Origin of the sequence: Allotamlana fucoidanivorans (assembly GCF_006265225.1) — a bacterium.
Lineage (GTDB): Bacteria > Bacteroidota > Bacteroidia > Flavobacteriales > Flavobacteriaceae > Allotamlana > Allotamlana fucoidanivorans.
The window spans coordinates 151,874-171,229 of sequence record NZ_VDCS01000012.1; the positions used below are offsets into that span (position 1 = coordinate 151,874).

The 19,356-nt window shown below is 34.4% G+C and carries 16 protein-coding genes; 8 read left to right on the top strand and 8 right to left on the bottom strand.

All coding sequences use genetic code 11. The features are described 5' to 3' along the window. From pxpA to FGF67_RS13340, 3 genes are read left to right on the top strand one after another with little or no spacing between them, the layout of a single operon-like run. On the top strand, positions 1–738 hold the full coding sequence (pxpA, locus tag FGF67_RS13330; protein ID WP_139698258.1) for a 5-oxoprolinase subunit PxpA: 738 nt from the start codon (positions 1–3) through the stop codon (positions 736–738). A gap of 4 nt (positions 739–742) precedes the next feature. Then, positions 743–1,474 (top strand): 5-oxoprolinase subunit PxpB, encoded by a 732-nt coding sequence (gene pxpB, locus FGF67_RS13335; protein ID WP_139698259.1) that lies wholly within the window; start codon positions 743–745, stop codon positions 1,472–1,474. Beyond that, the gene (locus FGF67_RS13340; RefSeq protein WP_139698260.1) at positions 1,467–2,318 is read left to right on the top strand and encodes a 5-oxoprolinase subunit C family protein; all 852 of its coding nucleotides are present in this window, start codon (positions 1,467–1,469) and stop codon (positions 2,316–2,318) included. The genes pxpB and FGF67_RS13340 overlap by 8 nt, the downstream gene beginning before the upstream one ends. A 71-nt stretch (positions 2,319–2,389) precedes the next feature. Here FGF67_RS13340 and deoD read toward each other — a convergent pair whose 3' ends face one another. From deoD to clpB, 4 genes are all read right to left on the bottom strand, one after another. Then, complete coding sequence (deoD, locus tag FGF67_RS13345; protein WP_139698261.1) at positions 2,390–3,088, bottom strand: purine-nucleoside phosphorylase; 699 nt, start codon at positions 3,086–3,088, stop codon at positions 2,390–2,392. A gap of 8 nt (positions 3,089–3,096) precedes the next feature. Then, entirely contained in the window at positions 3,097–3,762 is a 666-nt protein-coding gene (gene deoC, locus FGF67_RS13350) for a deoxyribose-phosphate aldolase (protein ID WP_139698262.1), read from the bottom strand. Positions 3,763–3,914: 152 nt separating this feature from the next. Beyond that, a complete protein-coding gene (gene deoC, locus FGF67_RS13355) occupies positions 3,915–4,637 on the bottom strand; it encodes a deoxyribose-phosphate aldolase (protein WP_139698263.1) in 723 nt (240 codons plus the stop codon). 327 nt (positions 4,638–4,964) lie between these two features. Then, positions 4,965–7,571, bottom strand: a complete 2,607-nt coding sequence (gene clpB, locus FGF67_RS13360; RefSeq protein WP_139698264.1) for an ATP-dependent chaperone ClpB — start codon at positions 7,569–7,571, stop codon at positions 4,965–4,967. 205 nt (positions 7,572–7,776) lie between these two features. Between clpB and ytxJ the strand changes: the two genes are divergently transcribed. The 4 genes from ytxJ (at position 7,777) to FGF67_RS13380 (ending at position 12,200) form a co-directional block, all read left to right on the top strand. Next, positions 7,777–8,166 carry a bacillithiol system redox-active protein YtxJ gene (ytxJ, locus tag FGF67_RS13365; RefSeq protein WP_139698265.1) on the top strand — a complete coding sequence of 130 codons (390 nt, stop codon included), beginning with the start codon at positions 7,777–7,779 and terminating at the stop codon, positions 8,164–8,166. A 94-nt stretch (positions 8,167–8,260) separates the two neighbouring features. Continuing rightward, positions 8,261–10,048 (top strand): DUF885 domain-containing protein, encoded by a 1,788-nt coding sequence (locus FGF67_RS13370; RefSeq protein WP_139698266.1) that lies wholly within the window; start codon positions 8,261–8,263, stop codon positions 10,046–10,048. Between the two features lie 6 nt (positions 10,049–10,054). Next, positions 10,055–10,453: a gamma-glutamylcyclotransferase family protein gene (locus FGF67_RS13375; protein ID WP_139698267.1), complete on the top strand. Its 399-nt coding sequence runs from the start codon at positions 10,055–10,057 to the stop codon at positions 10,451–10,453. A gap of 61 nt (positions 10,454–10,514) precedes the next feature. Continuing rightward, a complete protein-coding gene (locus tag FGF67_RS13380) occupies positions 10,515–12,200 on the top strand; it encodes an RluA family pseudouridine synthase (protein ID WP_139698268.1) in 1,686 nt (561 codons plus the stop codon). 45 nt (positions 12,201–12,245) lie between these two features. Here the strand turns inward: FGF67_RS13380 and FGF67_RS13385 are convergent, their stop codons facing one another. Then, positions 12,246–13,421, bottom strand: coding sequence for a hypothetical protein (locus FGF67_RS13385; protein ID WP_139698269.1), 1,176 nt, complete (start codon positions 13,419–13,421; stop codon positions 12,246–12,248). Positions 13,422–13,544: 123 nt separating this feature from the next. After that, positions 13,545–14,828: a fumarylacetoacetase gene (gene fahA / locus FGF67_RS13390; protein WP_139698270.1), complete on the bottom strand. Its 1,284-nt coding sequence runs from the start codon at positions 14,826–14,828 to the stop codon at positions 13,545–13,547. Positions 14,829–15,027: 199 nt separating this feature from the next. On the opposite strand from fahA, the gene glyA reads away from it, so the two are divergent. Beyond that, on the top strand, positions 15,028–16,299 hold the full coding sequence (glyA, locus tag FGF67_RS13395) for a serine hydroxymethyltransferase (RefSeq protein WP_139698271.1): 1,272 nt from the start codon (positions 15,028–15,030) through the stop codon (positions 16,297–16,299). A gap of 115 nt (positions 16,300–16,414) precedes the next feature. Here glyA and FGF67_RS13400 read toward each other — a convergent pair whose 3' ends face one another. Further along, positions 16,415–17,977: a hypothetical protein gene (locus FGF67_RS13400; protein ID WP_139698272.1), complete on the bottom strand. Its 1,563-nt coding sequence runs from the start codon at positions 17,975–17,977 to the stop codon at positions 16,415–16,417. Positions 17,978–18,657: 680 nt separating this feature from the next. After that, positions 18,658–19,278 carry a hypothetical protein gene (locus FGF67_RS13405; RefSeq protein WP_139698273.1) on the bottom strand — a complete coding sequence of 207 codons (621 nt, stop codon included), beginning with the start codon at positions 19,276–19,278 and terminating at the stop codon, positions 18,658–18,660. Positions 19,279–19,356: the final 78 nt, after the last annotated feature.

Genomic DNA, 19,356 nt, shown 5'->3' on the forward strand with positions numbered 1-19,356 from the left:
ATGAATAAATACATTGACATTAATGTAGATGTAGGGGAAGGCTTAGGTAATGAATCTGAAATAATGCCTTTAATATCTTCTTGCAATATAGCTTGCGGAGGGCATGCTGGTGATGCTAAAACGATGAAAACAATGGTAGCTCTGGCAAAATCGAATAATGTTAAAATAGGAGCACACCCATCTTTTCCTGATAAAGAGAATTTTGGAAGAAAAATAATGAACATGCCTTGTGTGGCCTTGTATACCACTATAGAACATCAAATTAAATGCTTGTTAAAAGAGTTGGAAGATGTTCATTTACAATTACATCACGTAAAACCTCATGGAGCTTTATATAATTTGGCTACAATTGATGAAAAAACGGCTAAGGTTATTATAGAGGTAATGAAAGGACTTATGACCAGAGCTAAACTCTATGTGCCTTACAACTCTGTAATAGCTAAATTGGCTGTAGAACATAATATTCCTGTGATGTATGAAGCTTTTGCAGATAGAAACTATAATGATGATTTAACCTTAGTATCAAGAACAGTGTCTAATGCCGTAATAGAAGATGCAGATGAATTGTATGAGCATGTGTTTAGAGTTGCTACCTCAGGACGCGTAAGAACAATATCAGGACATTTAGAACGCATAGAAGCTGAAACATTTTGTGTTCATGGCGATAACCCCAATGCTGTGTACTTAATTTCCAATCTCACGAAGCGCTTAATAGAAGCAGGCTTTCAAATTTGCTAATTGAATGCACTATCATATAGTATACAAACGCTTTGGTGATCGCGCCATATTAATTGAATGGCCCAAGGAAATTAGCACGTCAATTTTGAGAGATATACTTAATTTTAAAGAAAAACTAAGCATTGATCTTCATAAAGATATTTTAGAAACACGATCTGCTTATAATAGTTTGTTAGTGGTGTATAACAAGGTTATTACATCTTTTAAAGAAACTTGTAACACATTAACCTGTATCTATAAACAAGCAGGTAGTTTGCCAAAACAGAAGTCAACCCTTTGGAAAATTCCAGTATGTTATGATTTCAGTTTTGGTTTAGATTTACGGGATATGGCTAAAGCTAAACAAATGTCTGTTTCAAATATTATTGAACATCATACCGCTGCCATTTATACGGTATATTTCTTAGGGTTTTTACCTGGCTTTATGTATTTAGGAGGATTGGATAAAGTATTAAAGATGCCCAGAAAATCCATGCCAAGAATGAAAATTGAAAAAGGAGCGGTAGCAATAGGCGGTGATCAAACGGGGGTTTATCCTATGGAAAGTCCTGGAGGATGGAATATTATAGGTAATACCCCAATTAACTTTTTTAACGTTGCTAATTCAGAACCTTGTTTTGTAAATGCGGGTGATACAATAAAATTTTATGCTGTGTCACAGGAAGAATATAATGATATAAAAGTGTTGGTTCAAGCAGGCGTGTATCAGTTAACAAGTAAGATGATAGATGATTGAAGTGTTGCATTCTGGGTTTTATACCTCCATTCAAGATTTAGGAAGAACAGGGGTTCAAAAATACGGTGTTCCATATTCAGGTGTGATGGATAAACGAGCCGCTATGTTGGCAAACGCGCTTTTAGGAAATAACATAAACGAAGCGGTTTTAGAAATAACCTTAATGGGACCAAAGCTCCAATTTAATGGAGAAACAGCTCTGGTAATTTCAGGAGGAGATATGAGTCCTAAATTAAATGGTAACCCTGTTCAAAATAATCACTTTATTTCAGTTAATCAAGGGGATATACTTTCTTTTGGACCATTGAAAACCGGTTGCAGAAGTTATTTAGCGGTTTCAGGCGGAATACATTCTGAAAACATTATGGCTAGTAAAAGCATGTATCAAGGTATTACGAAAGCCATTAGTTTAAAAAAGGGAGATGTCGTTAAGGTTTCAAAGCAAGTATTCCAAAGAAAGAAGCATTTTGCTCATTTGCGCTTTGATGACACTTATATAACTTCTGAAGTTTTAGACGTTTTTAAAGGTCCAGAATTCGATTTGCTTTCACCCGAACAACAGCAAAAACTTCAAAATGATATGTTTTCTATTTCAAACGCTAATAATAGGATGGCTTATCAACTCAATGAGCACATAAAAAATGATATAGAGCCTATTATAACGTCTTCGGTGCTTCCTGGTACGGTGCAGTTAACACCTTCAGGTAAACTTATTGTTTTGATGCGTGATTGTCAAACCACAGGAGGATACCCTCGCGTTTTGCAGTTAAAAGATTCAGCTATTGATGTATTGGCTCAAAAAAAGACAGGAGACTCTTTGTTGTTTAAGTTGATTACTCTTTAAGGTAGCTTCCGTAAATGGCAGTTTTTAAGAAACTTACATTATAATAGAGAGAATACTATACCATTTTTATATCAACCCAACTCTAAAGCGATTTCAACCATCTCTTTAAAGGTGGTTTCTCGTTCTTGACTGGTAGTGCGTTCTCCTGTAACCAAAGAATCGGAAATAGTTAAAATTGAAAGGGCATTTACATTGTGTTTAGCGGCCACAGTATACAGGCCTGCAGATTCCATTTCAACACACAGCACACCAAATTTTGACCATTTTTTATAGGAATCAAAATCATCGGCATAAAATTCATCCGATGTAAAAACGTTACCAGCTTTAACAGGGATATTCTTGCTTCTAGCCGTATCTACAGCTTTTTGAAATAAATTAAAATTAGCAGTGGGCGCATAATCTGCGCCACCAAAACGTCTGGCATTTAGTCCAGAATTGGATGATGCGGCCATAGCCAAAACAATATCTCGTATTTTTACATCTTTTTGGTAAGAGCCTGCACTTCCTACTCTAATGAGGTTTTTTACCTTATATTCGGTGATTAACTCATGCGCATAAATAGAAATAGATGGTACGCCCATACCAGTACCCATAACAGATATTCTTTGTCCTTTGTACGCTCCTGTATACCCAAACATGTTTCTAACTTTATTGAAACATGTTGCGTTGTTTAAATAGGTTTCTGCTATCCATTTTGCTCTTAGGGGGTCGCCAGGTAGTAAAATGGTTTCTGCTATGTCTCCTTTCTTTGCTTCTATATGAATACTCATAGGTTATTTTAATAGTTTGAATCTGATGTTTTTCCTGAAATAATGGCAATACCTGAAGATGTTCCAAGCCGATGAACCCCTAAATTGATATATTTTAAAGCAGTTTGTGCGTCTCTAATGCCTCCTGATGCTTTAATTTTAGTGGTACCTTCTATAGCCGACTTCATTAGGGTAATGTCTTTTTCTGAAGCGCCTCGTGTGCCAAATCCAGTAGAGGTTTTTATAAAGTCTGCACCCGCTTCAATGGCTAGCTCACTTGCTTTTATAATGTCATCATCTTCTAAATAGCATGTTTCAAGAATCACTTTTAAGGTTTTGTTAGGCATGATATCTTTTACCGATTTGATATCATTTAATACGCCTTGGTAATCTTTACTTTTAAGCCAACCCACATTTAATACCATATCAATTTCCTCGGCGCCATTTTCTATGGCATCTATGGTTTCAGAAACTTTTGAAACCGTGCTCATAGCTCCCAAAGGAAATCCTATAACGGCACAGACTTTTACTTCGCTGCGTTCTAAGTTGGCTTTTGCTAACGAAACATAGCAACTATTAACACAAACAGAGAAGAAGCCAAATTGTTTGGCTTCTTCGCATAATTGAATAATATCTTGTTTTGTAGCGGTTGCTTTAAGTAAAGTATGGTCTATAAATTTGTTGAATGGACTCATGTGTTACCCTTTTTTATATTGACAATCTAAAATTAAGAGTCGAAATATAGTATTATAGACTCCTTTTCAAAGATATTAAGTATTATTTGTTTAAACTACTTTAAAACATGGTTTAATCAAACATTATAAGGGTAAATTAGGGTAGCGGTCATTTATTGATATACCTTTTCAACCTCTAAGAGTGTGCTGTTTTCTAGGTATTGTTTATAGACTTTATTATTTCTTAATTGTCTTAAATTATTAATGGGTTTGATGATGGTTGAAATTCCAACTCTATCGGCGCCATTTTCCAGATACTTCAAGATGGTTTCAAGGTCATCAATATCGCCAGTGGCTTTAATACTGATATTATCTCGAACTGTTTTTTTTATGATTTTAACAGCGGTTAAGGTAGCACCACCTTTTGAAAATCCTGTTGATGTTTCAATGTAATCAGCCTTGGCATCTAAACAGATTTCGCAAACTTTTATGATTTCATTTTTATTAAGTTCAGAAATCTCTATAATGACTTTAAGCGGGATGTTTCCAATAGCTAATTTAACATCTGTAATGTCTTTTAAAATAGAAACGTAATTTCTACTCTTCAATAAACCAAGGTTTACGACCATGCTAATTTCATCAGCACCATAATCAATAGCTTCTTTTGCTTCAAATATTTTTGTGCTTGTTGTTGCTGCTCCTAAAGGAAATCCAACAACAGTAGAAATTTTAATGTCTGAATCCGTGATAAGCTGTTTTGCTAAAGGAACGTAGCAACTGCTCACACAAATACTATGAAAGTTATATTTTATAGCTTCTTGGGCTAGGTTTATAATGTCACGTTCGGTTGTAGTTGCATGTAATAAGGTAAGGTCAATTTGTTTTGATAGATTCATTGCTATTAATCAATAAGTTAGGGTTTATTAATTCAAAAAATGAGGAGATTAGGGATTCTCGCTCAAGGCTAAACTAAAGATAAAATGATAAAACACTTTAAAGTGTTCGTTTTTTTAGACGAACGGTAATATTAGCTTGCAGATTGTAGAATTAGTGGGAAATTCTTTTAAAATATCATGTTTTTTTATTAAATCATAAAAAAGAGGGGTTTAAAAACAAAAAAGCAATAATCTTCTTCATAATAAGAATCATATTGCTTTTTCAACTAACCAACCAACTAAAAGACTATTTGCAACAGATTTTGTTACAAATAGTCAAAGTTTTTTTTAAAATTCTTTATCCACCAGGTCATTTTGATTTCTAAATACTAGTTTGTCATCAAAAGAATCAAGTAGTATAATACTATCTGTAGTGACCTTTCCAGCTAAAATTTCTTTACTTAAAGCGTTTAAAACTTCTTTTTGAATAACTCGTTTTACGGGTCTGGCTCCATACTCTGGGTTGTAACCTTTATCAGCCAAATAGCTTACCGCTTCGGGAGTCGCATCAAACGTAATACCTTGTTGGGCAATCATTTTTGATACATGCTTTAATTGTAAACCAACAATATCAATAATGTTTTCTTTGCTTAAAGGTGTAAACATTATGGTATCATCAATTCTATTTAAAAACTCAGGTCTTACCGATTGTTTCAACAATGCTAAAACATCAACTTTAGCGGCTTCAATAGCAGATTCTATATGTTTTGTGGCTTCAAATCGTTCCTGAATAATAGTACTTCCCATATTTGAAGTCATAATGATAATGGTATTTTTAAAATCTGCAATGCGGCCCTTGTTGTCTGTTAAACGCCCTTCGTCAAGCACTTGCAACAAAATATTGAAGGTGTCTGGGTGCGCTTTTTCAATTTCATCTAACAATACTACAGAGTACGGTTTTCTCCTTACAGCTTCTGTTAATTGTCCGCCTTCATCATACCCTACATATCCCGGAGGTGCACCAACCAATCGGCTTACGGCATGACGTTCTTGATATTCACTCATATCAATTCTAGTCATGGCATTTTCATCGTCAAACAAGTATTCGGCAAGCGCTTTAGCAAGTTCCGTTTTACCTACGCCCGTTGTTCCTAAAAACAAGAAGGTTCCTATGGGTTTGTTAGGATTTTGCAAACCAGCTCTGCTGCGTCTTACAGCATCACTTACAGCTTCAATGGCTTCTTCTTGACCAACCACACGCTTGTGCAATTCTTCTTCAAGTTTTAAGAGTTTTTCACGTTCACTTTGTAGCATTTTTGTAACAGGAATACCCGTCCACTTTGCTACAACTTCGGCAATATCATCATAGGTTACTTCTTCTTTAATTAAAGAATTTTCAGATTGTGCTTGAAGTTTCTTTTGCAATACTTCAAGTTCTTCTTGCGCTTCTTTTATTTTTCCGTAACGTAACTCGGCCACTTTACCATAGTTGCCTTCGCGTTCTGCTTTTTCTGCGTCAAGCTTATAGTTTTCTATATTCTGCTTTATATTTTGAATGTTATCAACAACGTCTTTTTCAGATTTCCATTTGGCATAAATAGCATTACGTTGCTCTTTTAAATTAGCCAAATCTGAACGAAGGGATTTAAGTTTTACTTCATCTTTTTCACGTTTAATAGCTTCAATTTCAATTTCTAACTGCATGATTTTTCTATCTAAAACATCTAATTCTTCAGGTTTAGAATTGATTTCCATACGCATTTTTGAGGCAGCCTCATCCATTAAATCGATAGCCTTATCGGGTAAAAACCTGTTGGTAATATAGCGTTGAGATAATTCAACAGCTCCGATAATAGCGTCATCCTTTATTCTAACTTTATGATGCGTTTCGTATTTTTCTTTAATACCTCTTAAAATGGAGATAGCGCTTTCGGTGTCGGGCTCATCCACAATAACCTTTTGAAAACGACGCTCTAAAGCTTTGTCTTTTTCAAAGTATTTTTGATATTCATCAAGCGTGGTTGCTCCAATAGCACGTAATTCGCCACGGGCTAGGGCAGGTTTTAAGATGTTCGCGGCATCCATAGCACCTTGACCACCTCCTGCACCAACAAGTGTATGTATTTCATCAATGAATAGCACAATATCTCCGTTGCTTGTGGTCACTTCTTTGATTACTGCTTTTAAACGTTCTTCAAATTCCCCTTTGTATTTAGCGCCAGCAATCAATGCCCCCATATCTAGAGCAAAAATTTGCTTATCTTTTAAATTTTCAGGAATATCGCCATCAATAATTCTGTGTGCTAAGCCTTCGGCAATGGCTGTTTTACCTGTGCCAGGTTCGCCAACAAGAATGGGGTTGTTTTTTGTTCGACGAGATAAAATTTGAAGGATTCTTCTAATTTCTTCATCGCGTCCAATAACAGGATCTAATTTGCCGTCCTTTGCCAGTTGATTTAAGTTTTTAGCATACTTATTTAATGAATTGTATGTTTCTTCCTGACTTTGAGAGGTTACATTTTCTCCTTTACGAAGTTCTTCAATAGCGGCGTTTAATCCTTTTTCAGTAACACCTTGGTCTTTTAACATTTGGGAAATCTTGCTATTCGATTTAAAAATGGCAAGAATTAAATGTTCAATTGACACAAAGTCGTCATTCATTTTTTTCGCCATATTAGCAGCATCATTTAAGGTTTTGCCTGATTCTCTTGATAGCATAATATCGCCACCAGAAACTTTAGAGAAACTTTCAAGTTGTTTTTCTAAAGCCTGTTTCAAAATAGAAACATTAACATTTAATTTTTTTAAAAGGAAGGGTAAAACGTTTTCGTCAACCTCAAAAATACCTTTAAAAATATGTTCGTTTTCTATTTGTTGATGACCATATTCTTGCGCAATTTGTTGCGCCTGTTGTATGGCCTCCTGTGATTTTATTGTATAATTATTTAAGTTCATTTCTTTCTTTTTTTTCTCTTGTTATAGAGTTGATTATTTTACTTTTACACCCACTTAAGGTCAATAATCCTACCAATAAGAAATGTAAGACAAAATGTCTTTTTAGAATAGAATTTTTGTGACTTTTTGTCGGTTTGTAAGTAATGAGAATGGTTTCGACTGAAATTATTGTGTTTTAAAAAATTGTAAAAGAAAGATATATTGAATGAATTTACTTAATAAAATATTTGGAAAAACGACCGAACCCAGAAAAGAAAAGGAATTGCCTTGGGTTCCGTTAACTCATTTAAGTCAACTAGAGGATATCAAAGAGCGTTCTAAACATAAAACTCAGTTGCTTTTTAAGCATTCTACACGTTGCGGAATTAGTAGCATGGTTATGAATCAATTTGTTAAGGCTTATGATAATGTATATGATTTCGATTTATATTATTTAGATCTCTTAAATTATAGAGAGATTTCAAATGAGGTAGCAAATACATTTCAAGTGATACATGAGTCGCCGCAACTATTAGTTATTGCCAACGGACGTGTTGTGGCATATGAGTCGCACGGTGCTATAAACGAAATTAATTTAGAACAATTCGTTTTCTAATAACGGGTTGATTACCTGTAAAAAAATATATTCTTTCGTTAAAGTAGTTTCATATTTGTATTTTTAAGGTATTATTAATTACAAATATGTTATAATGGTACGAAACTTACTTTTGATTGCTTGCGTTTTTCTTAGTGTTGCATGTAAAAATGAACAAGAGAATACACCCGAAGAATCTCCAGCACCAGAACAACTAGCTCAGCTTTTAAAAGATTACTACAACGAAGGCTTAGCTTTTGATGTGAAGAAGGCTACTGATGCTGGTATAGCTACCTATAATGACCAGTTTCCAAATACCTTATCAGAGGCTTTTAAAATGGAAAAGCAATCTTATTATGAAAAGTATAAATCAGCTTTAAAAGACATTGATGCTACACAACTATCTGATGTAGAGCAAATGAGTAAAGATGTTTTGACTTGGGACATCACAATTAATTTAGAGGGTATGACTTTTAAAAAGGATTTAATGCCTATAGATCAAATGTGGTCAATGAATTTAGATGTTAACGGTTATGCCAGCGCAAAAAATGCGCAACCTTTTCATACTGTTAAGGATTATGAAAATTGGCTTAAACGCGTAGATGACTATTTAATATGGCTTGAGGCTGCTAAAAAAAATATGCGCGAGGGTATGAAAACGGGTTATGTTTTACCAAAACCGTTAATAGTAAAAGTAATTCCGCAATTTGAGGGTTTAGCAACAAGTCATGTAAACGAACATTTGTATTATGCACCTGTTCTTAATTTTCCAGAATCTTTCAGTGAAAGCGATAAAGAGAAGCTTGTTGAGGCCTATACAAATATGGTCAATCATAAAGTTAAACCAGTTCATGAGGATATGGTAAAATTTCTAAAAGATGAATATTTACCAGCTGGAAGAGAAACTCATGGTATTGCCGATACGCCACTAGGGAAAGCCTATTATACACACCAAATAAAGCGGTATACTACAACCAATATGACGGCTGATGCTATTCATGAATTGGGTTTGCAGGAAGTTGCTCGCATTCGTACAGAAATGAGCAAGGTTATGACTAAGGTGGGTTTTAAAGGAGATCTTTTTGCCTTTTTTGAGCACATCAGAACAAATAAAGCCTTTATGCCTTTTACAGAACGGTCACAGGTTATTGCATTTTATGATAGTATTTATGCGGTGATGAAACCTCAAATAGATCAACTTTTTTCAAAGCAACCTAAAACACCGTTTGAGGTAAGAAGAACGGAACCATTCAGAGAAAAATCGGTCGCAGCCAATTACAGTCCAGGGTCGCTTGATGGAACAAGACCAGGTATTTTCTATACGCCTATACCAGACGTAGAACAATATAATATTTTTGATAAGGAGGATTTGTTTTTACATGAGGCTATACCCGGGCATCATTTTCAAATATCTTTAGCACAGGAAAATGAAGAACTTCCAGAGTTTAGAAAAACTTTGTGGTATAGCGCTTATGGTGAAGGGTGGGCACTTTATACCGAATCTTTGGGTAAAGAGCTAGGACTTTATAAAGATCCATATCAATATTTTGGTATGTTAAGCTCTGAAATGCATCGTGCTATTCGTTTGGTGGTTGATACGGGCATACATGCTAAGGGGTGGACAAGGGAACAGGCTATTCAATTTTCTTTAGAGAATGAGGCCGAAGCAAAGAACGATATCATTAGTGAAATTGAACGTTATATGGCCAATCCAGGACAAGCACTCTCTTATAAAATTGGGCAATTAAAGCTGATAGAGTTACGCCAACGTGGAGAAGAAAAACTTGGTGAAGCATTTGATATTAGAGCGTTTCATAATGAGGTGTTAGAAACAGGTTGTATACCGTTACAGTTGCTAGAGGAAAAGATTAATCGTTGGATTGATGCCCAATTGCAACCGTAAGGCATTATGAATTGTTTGGGTCATGATTTCTTATTTGTATATGGTACACTATTAAAACAAGCAGATAATGAGATGTCACGTTTTTTGGCATCTCACTCTCATTGTATAGGTGATGGGTATTTTCAAGGCAAGTTATTTCAAGTGGCGCACTATCCTGGAGCTATTTTAAGTGATGCCCCAGCAGATAAGGTATATGGTAGTGTGTATCAATTATATCACGCTAGTACTGTATTTAACGTTTTAGATGATTATGAAGGTATTAATGAGCAGTCTGATGTTCCAGATTTATACAAACGCATTCTTGTTGAGGCTTGGTTATTTGATAAAAGGAAACTGAAGGCATGGGTATATATCTACAATAGACCAACCAAAGGTTTGCCTGTAATTTCTAGCGGAAAATATTGACATCACTTTAGTAAATATTTTTAAAGTTGTTTCTTTGCCTTATCCTAAAACTGAAACCTAAATGCCTTTGTTTTCTGCTTCTTATTTTCATGAGTTCCGTGTTACAGAATTACCAGAATTGCCTGAAAAGTTTACGTTTCCATTTTACTATGAGCCACACCCTTTATGTATTATGGCCGCTCAAGATGTACAGCAATATTTAGAAACACAAACTGATTTTGTACATAATTTTGGCTTAAATAGTACTTTAAAGGGAAATCCTATAGGTAAAATGTTTGGGGTCATGGTAGTGAAAAATGAAGCAAATAAGTTGGGTTACCTAGCGGCTTTTTCGGGTAAATTGGCAGAAAGCAATGATATAAAAGGATTTGTTCCTACAATTTATAATACGCTAAATCAAGCAGGGTTTTATAAAAAAGGAGAAGCTACATTAAATCGGTTTAATGCTGAAATAAAGACTATGGAAGCTTCAAAGGAATTTGCATTAGCTCAAAAGAATATTAAAGATGCTGAAGTGCGATACCAAACAGAATTACTTGAGCTGAAGCAAAATATTAAGTCTGAAAAAAAACATCGAGATCAAGAAAGGGCAGTAGCAAAACAGGTAATGTTAGATACCGAATATGCTGCTTTCAATGAATTGTTGAGTGAAGCCAGTAAAAAGCTTCAGATTGAGTTAAAACAATTTAAACGCCATTGGAAATATAAACAGGAGACTCTTGAAAAAGAATTAAGCGTTATGAAACTTCCAATAGATGCATTAAAGCAAAAAAGGGCGGCATTATCAGCTACGCTTCAATCTCAATTACACCAGCAGTATAGATTTTTAAATGCGAATGGAGAAGAATGTAGTTTGCTTGATATTTTTAGGGATACAGTAACACCCATTCCTCCAGCAGGTTCGGGTGAATGTGCAGCACCTAAACTGTTTCAATATGCATATCAGAATCATTTAGAGCCTTTAGCTATGGCTGAGTTTTGGTGGGGGGTGTCCCCAAAATCAGAAGTTAGAAAACACAAGCAATTTTATCCGTCATGTAGAAGTAAATGCGAACCTATTTTAGGGCATATGATGAAAGGGTTACAGGTAGACAATAATCCTATTTTACAAATACCTCATTACAATGAAGATTTGGATATTGTGTTTGAAGATGATTATTTATTACTGGTAAACAAGCCTCATGAATTTCTTTCGGTTCCAGGTAAGCGCATACAAGAGTCTGTTTACACTAAGATGAAGCAGTATTTGCCACATGCAACGGGCCCTTTGTTAGTACATCGGTTAGATATGTCTACATCTGGTCTTTTGTTAGTTGCTAAAAACATGCGTGTACATAAGCAGCTGCAAAAACAATTTATTGAACGTACGGTAAAGAAGCGTTATATAGCCCTTTTAGATGGTGTTATAGAGCAAAAAGAAGGTGTTATAGATTTGCCTTTGCGGGTTGATTTGGATAATAGACCACAGCAATTAGTTTGTTATAAACATGGAAAACTAGCTAAAACCAAATTTGAAGTGATTACGGTTGAAGATGGGAAAACAAGGGTTTATTTTTATCCCATTACAGGGCGAACACATCAGCTCAGGGTACATGCGGCTCATCAAAACGGATTAAAAACGCCTATACTAGGCGATGATTTGTATGGAACAAAATTGGATAGGTTACATCTCCATGCGGAACGTATAACATTTAAGCATCCCATTTTGAAGGAAGAACTTACTGTCCATTGCTCGGCTCCTTTTTAATATAGCATAAAAAGCCTTTAACGGTTAGTTAAAGGCTTTAATACGTTAAATCCTATAGGAATTAATAATTTGTTTAAGTTTAAGCTTTAAGTCTTCTCCTGTGTCATAAACCATTTGTTCGTTATTAGGAAAAGGTACTCTGCGATGTTCTAAATAGCCAATATCATCAGGGAGTAAAGCGCGCCTATCTCCTTTAGAAGTCGCAAAAATGTATTCGAATACAAATTCACTATTTACAGGGAATTTATCTAATATTTGATTTGTTTTTAAGTCTTTATAAACAACATCACCAATAACTTGAGAGGTTTTTGTTTGAATCGTTTCAAAATAACGACATGTAACTTTTACTATTTTATCAACTTTAATGTCGTTTCCAAGGCTGTCTTTTGCTACGTTACCTTTTTCATCATAGGCGTACTGCCAACCGTCTTTAACCTCTTTTTCTCTAACAAATTCACGCTCCGTGATGCGCTCAGGAGAAACGTTGATTTGTTTTAGGTTAAGCTGTAGCGTGTAATCATAATTAAGATCTTTTATTTTGTTTACATGATAAACACTCCAAAACTTATTAATACCGTAAGTGTCCATGCTTAGTAAGTCGGCTTCAAGTTTTTCAGGAATCATTTGTTCGGTTTCATTATTTATAGAAACCAAGATATAATCTGTTCCACGTTCATGGGCTTCGTTTAAAAGATTAGGCGTATCTTTATAATTTGGGTTAATGTTTTCAATATATTCTAAAGTGTTATATGCTTCTCTAATAGATTGTTTGTCTTTTGCGTTTAATAAGGCTAGCCCCTTTTGATAATAGTAGCTAGATACTTTGTTCTTGGCATCAAGAATAGCATCACTATAATTATTGAATTCGAAAACTACTGGTTGGTCATCTATATATAGAGGTATAAGAGGTTTTATAGACTCCTGTCTGCCATCTAATCCTGTATAAAGCTCATAAATATTTCTATAGGCTTCTGGGTTATTATCCTTTTTTAAATGAGCAATAGAACCTAAATCGCGTTCAACCACTTTGTAGTAAGCATCTTGAAGCATGATAACATAATCCTGATTACGCTTTTTATCCTTATTGGTTCTCAGTTTTTTTAAGGCGGTTTGAATAGCGTGGTCATAGTTGCCTGTATTTACGGCACGTTCTACTTGTTTACGCGTACTGCACGCATAAGCAATCATCACAGTAAATAAAAGAAGTATTAGTTTTTTCATAGGTCAAGTATTTTGGTTATGGGCTTACCTTGTCAATAGTGGTGCCAAAATACGAAACAATCGGATGAAAAACTAATAAATCCGATAAAACGTAAAAAATATTTCAAAAAAGAAAGAATTAAGCTACTTTTTGCTAAATACAGGAAGTAATTTTGTAGAGACTTCTCCAAATCCAATTCTTGTACCATCTTTTTCACAATGACCACGCATAATCACGGTATCATAATCATTTATGAATTTACGCTCTGTTCCATCAGTCATTTTAATAGGTTTTTCACCTTTCCAAGTTAGTTCTAACATGGAGCCATAGCTGGCTTCTGTTGGGCCAGAAATAGTACCACTACCCATCATGTCACCAGAGTTAACAGGACATCCATTTACTGTATGATGAGCCAATTGTTGTACCATATTCCAATACATGTATTTAAAGTTAGATTTACTCACTATAGTTTCTTTGGCTCCTTTAGGTTGAATAGCTACTTCTAATTGAATATCATAACTTTTTTTTCCTTTATATTTTAAGTAATCAAGTTGAGGTTTAATGGGTTTAGGACTTTCAACACGGAAAGGTTCTAAAGCATCAAGCGTTACAATCCACGGCGAAATAGAAGAGGCAAAGTTTTTAGCTAAGAACGGACCAAGAGGTGCATATTCCCATTTTTGAATATCACGCGCACTCCAATCATTTAAAAGCACGAGTCCGAAAATATATTCTTCAGCTTCATGAATAGGAATTGGTTCTCCTAAATCATTGGCGTCGGTTGTAATGAAAGCCATTTCAAGTTCAAAGTCAACTAATTTACTTGGACCAAAAACAGGTTCGCTAGAGCCATGTGGTAAGGTTTGTCCCTGCGGTCTGTGTATTGGAATTCCAGATGGAATAACTGAAGAACTTCTGCTATGATAAGCAACGGGTATATGTAGCCAATTAGGCAATAAAGCATTGTCTGGATCTCTAAACATAGAGCCCACATTGGTGGCGTGTTCCTTACTCGAGTAAAAATCTGTGTAATCACCAATTTGAACTGGTAATTGCATTTCAATTTCATCTAGCCTAAAAAGAATGGTTTTCTTGTGTTTTGTATTATTTTTTAAAGTATCATTTTCAGCATCAAAAATTTCAGCGATACGATTTCTCACTGCGCGCCAAGTTTTTCTTCCATCGGCTATAAAATCATTTAAAGTATCTTGAAGAAAAATATCATCAGTTAGAGGAATCCCTTTAAAATATCCAAGCTGGTGTAATGCTCCAAGGTCAATTGCGGTATCGCCAATACGAGTACCAATAGTGATAATATCATCACGTGTTAAGAAAACGCCAAAAGGGATATTTTGAATTGGAAAATCTGAATTTTTATCTACATGTAACCAAGAGGTTCTATCTGGATTGTTAGCTGATAATGGCATAACTTTAATTTTAAAGGTTATTGTATTCGTATCAAACCTACACATTTTTTTTATTTTAAATGAAAAAAACAAACAAAATCTAAATTAAATCTAACCGTTGATAAAACCGTTAAAAACTTAACTCTTATTCTATAGATTTTGGTGTATTTAACTGAGGTATTTATTATTTTTGCCGAATATTTAATCAGAATTTTATTTTATGCAACGCGACGAACAAATTTTTGAACTCATTCAAGCAGAAAAAGAACGCCAACTTCATGGTATAGAACTTATTGCTTCAGAGAATTTTGTAAGCCCTCAAGTGATGGAAGCTGCTGGCTCTGTGTTAACAAATAAATACGCCGAAGGGTATCCAGGAAAGCGTTATTATGGAGGATGTGAAGTGGTTGATGAAGTTGAGCAAATAGCTATAGATAGAGCAAAAACCTTGTTTGGAGCTGAATATGTAAATGTGCAACCTCATTCTGGAAGTCAAGCTAATACAGCTGTTTATCACGCTTGCTTAAAACCAGGAGATAAAATTTTAGGTTTTGACTTGTCACATGGAGGGCATTTAACTCACGGTTCTCCTGTAAATTTTTCAGGAAAACTTTATAACCCTGTGTTTTATGGTGTAGAGCAGGAGACAGGGGTTTTAAATTATGATAAAATACAAGAAATTGCCACAAAAGAGCAACCTAAATTGATTATTGCGGGTGCTTCAGCGTATTCGCGCGATATTGACTTTAAACGTTTTAGAGAAATAGCCGATAGTGTAGGTGCTATTTTATTAGCTGATATATCACATCCTGCGGGTTTAATCGCTAAAGGAATTTTAAATGATCCACTACCACATTGCCATGTAGTAACTACTACAACGCATAAAACATTGAGAGGACCAAGAGGTGGTATGATTATGATGGGTAAAGATTTTGATAACCCGTTTGGTATTCAATTGAAAAATGGAAGCTTACGTAAAATGTCTTCTTTATTAGATTCTGCAGTGTTTCCAGGAAATCAAGGTGGACCATTAGAGCATATCATAGCAGCAAAGGCTATTGCTTTTGGAGAAGCGCTAACAGATGAGTTTTTACATTATCAATTACAAGTAAAAAAGAATGCATCTGCTATGGCTGATGCTTTGGTAGCTAAAGGTTATAATATTATTTCAGGAGGTACAGACAATCATTGCATGTTAATTGATTTACGTAATAAAAACCTGTCTGGAAAAGATGCTGAGCAGGCTTTAGTTAAAGCAGATATTACGGTGAATAAAAATATGGTGCCATTTGATGATAAATCGCCATTTGTAACATCAGGTATTCGTTTAGGAGCAGCAGCTGTTACTACCAGAGGATTGAAAGAAGCAGATATGATTACTATAGTTGATTTAATAGATGAGGTGGTAGCCAATTTTGAAGATGAGGCAAAACTTGACGCGGTAAAAGATAAAGTGAATGCCATGATGAAGGATAAACCTTTGTTTGTGTAAGCACGAACTATACTTTAATCTATCTAGGGGTTCAATAAAATAAAATCCTGCATCGTTTTGTGCAGGATTTTTTAGTTTGTCTTGTTTGAATTTTAAGATTAAGTGTATTACTTTTTTACTCTTCAGGAAATGTTGTATGTTGGTAGGCCCCAATATCTGGAGCGCTTGTTCTGTTAATGTTCAAAAGATCTAGAGGTATTTGACTAGCAAACTCTATATTGCCTTTATTGATGCCTTCAGACTCATTACCTATAAGCATATTGTTTTGCTCTGTGTTTTTAAAATCTGGATTTTGATTTAAAATCACATTTTCATAAAGCAACACATTATTGAAGTCATAGTTGGGACTATCAAATTCTCCGCTATGATCATTAAAACGCATTAAGCAATTGGTAAATTTAAAGTTGAAATTTACGGTTTCGTCTTCAAGTTCATCAAGTAATATTTCAATATTATCATTGCCATAAATAAGACAATTATTAAAGTTGGCCTCGGTTAAGTCTGTTACAATAGCATTGTTATCTTCGTCTAAAACAAAATTGTTAAGCAATAGGGCAGGAAATTGTCTAAAGCCATTATTCCAGTAATTAGTAATAGTACAATGTGTCAAGTTGTACTTGCCGCCAAATGTTCCAGCAAATGAAGATAAACCTGAATTATTTATTACCATATTTTCAGCTTTAATAGAGGTGTTTCTTCCTAAAACACCAAAACTACTTGCGTTATAAATTTGGGTATTACTTAAATTGAGTTTATTATTAGGAGTGTCAAGATTACCATCAGATAGAACACCAATCGTGGCATTTTTTATTGTAGCATAGCTAATACGGTTGTTTATACTACCTTCAAATAGCCAAATAGTGCCCCATTGCCCTGGCACATCAGAAAACTCAGGTTCTAAACGATCTCCTTCAAGAATCACCTCATTTTCCAGTATTTGTTGATCTGTACTATAGGTACCGTTTATGTGTAAAGACGCATTGTTTAAAACAATTAGTCCGGAGTTGTCGTGAAAATGTAATCTCGCACCAGCTTCAATAGTTAATGTTTTATTCTCTGGAACAGCCGCGAAACCATATATTACATAGGGTTTTTCATTAGTAAAAGTAAGCTCTTCAGGAAGCAATTCTCGTCCTTGTAAATCTGTTTCAACCAGTTCGCCATCAATGTTTATTTTTAAAGTTTCAATAACTTTAGTAGTTTCATCTCTATCAGGGTAAATAAACACAGCATCTTTAACCAAAGTAACCAATTCTACCTTTTGTAAATTTGTTCCAGTATTAAATTCAATTTGATCTGTGTATAAATAGGCAGCATCTGGATTAGGAAAATTATTGATATTAATGGTCGACTCTACAAAAATAAATAGACTGTCATTTGCAAGAATTTCTACATTTTCAAAGTTTTTTCCTGTTAGGCCATCCACATTTAACCTATAATAGGAAGTTTCTCCTAAAGCTAATTTAACTATAGGAATAGAAATGTCATTATTACTTTTATTATATACTTTTAAATTATATGTACTAGAACCAATATTAGTGAATACTGTGTCTAAATAGACCGTGTCTTTGGAGAACTGAAGATTTCCAGTGGCAGGTGTAAATTCAAAATCTTTTCTGCATGAACTCCAAAGTGTTATGAATCCAAGAAAAATGAAAAAATAAAAGTAGCGTTTCATAAAGGGGTAATACTAATTTAGTCAGCAATTATTGGCTAAAATAATGGTTTTGAGACTATGTTTATGGTGTTAAGAGGTATTTAATTGAAATTCTGATTTAATTTTTGACCTAAAGTCTTAATAAAAGTGTAAATAATATATCGCAGCATCAGTTATTGTAATGCCATGAATTATGGTTTATTGGTTAAAATTATAAAGAAACATTCTACTTGGTTAAAGAAATTTAATGTGTTTTTTGTTGTTTAGTTAGCTTTGACTTTCAAAGGTGGTTTAATCACAAAAAGCCCATCTTTCAAGACGAACTTTTTGAATATTTTTTTGATTTTAATATTACCTAGCTTGCACTTCATATGGAGATATAACCGTTTCTGAATTGATAACTGGGAGGTAATTCAGAAGAGATATTATTTTTGAAACCTCAATCTTTTAAGCTTAACCTCCCAGTCTCCATGAAATCACATCAAATTAACTGACATGAATTTTTATAAGCGTTTTTAGTTTAGGGTGTCATATTTAATCTGGTTGAAAGGTAAGCGTTAGAGTGCAAACCATATAATAATTTTTTGCATTGTACAGGTAAAATATATGGCTGTTTACATCTCTATAATCAGCTAGGCTGCTCTTAATAAACTCGAGTGTTTAAATACACAAACCGAGACTAAAGCTTTGTCAAAGATTTATTAATTTCCCTTTTGTAATGTTAAAGTGCCTTCGTTCATAAAGAAATCGGTATAAAAAGGGTCATCTCCATCATCGCCTGTAGTCCCTATATGAACAAATGCATTGGTTTTAGCGCTGCCAGATGCACCTTCAAAACGACCTGTTCCACCAATAAATATTACATCATCATTGAAATATAAAAGATAGTCTGGATTACCTCCTGTATTCAATACTATTTGACCTTCGTTTATTGTAAAGTGTAATTCGTCTCCATTGGCGGCAACAAATTTTCCAGATTCTACAAACGAGTATGATGCATCACTACGTACACAAAATGTCATAAATATTTCTGATAGTTGCCCCAAATGAGCCATTTCTCCGTTCCCTTTCATTCTCATTGTTTCTCTTGAACTACCTTCTTCACATTCACCAGTACCTGGTGGAAGTGCACGCCAAACGGTAAATGTAGCTTTAAAAGGCACGTTAACTTCGTTATCAACCTTTCCTAAATCTCCTTTTAAGGTGAAATTTTCATTTAGAGTCATATCTTCCTCTAATAAGAGTTCATCATTGTTTTTTTCGCAGGCACACATAAGTATTAACCCGATGATTGTGATGCCAATTAATTTAAGTGTTTTCATGATTTTTAGTTTAACAGTTAATGTTGGTTTTCAAGATTATATTCATTTCGAGAATATAATATGGACATCAATCGATTG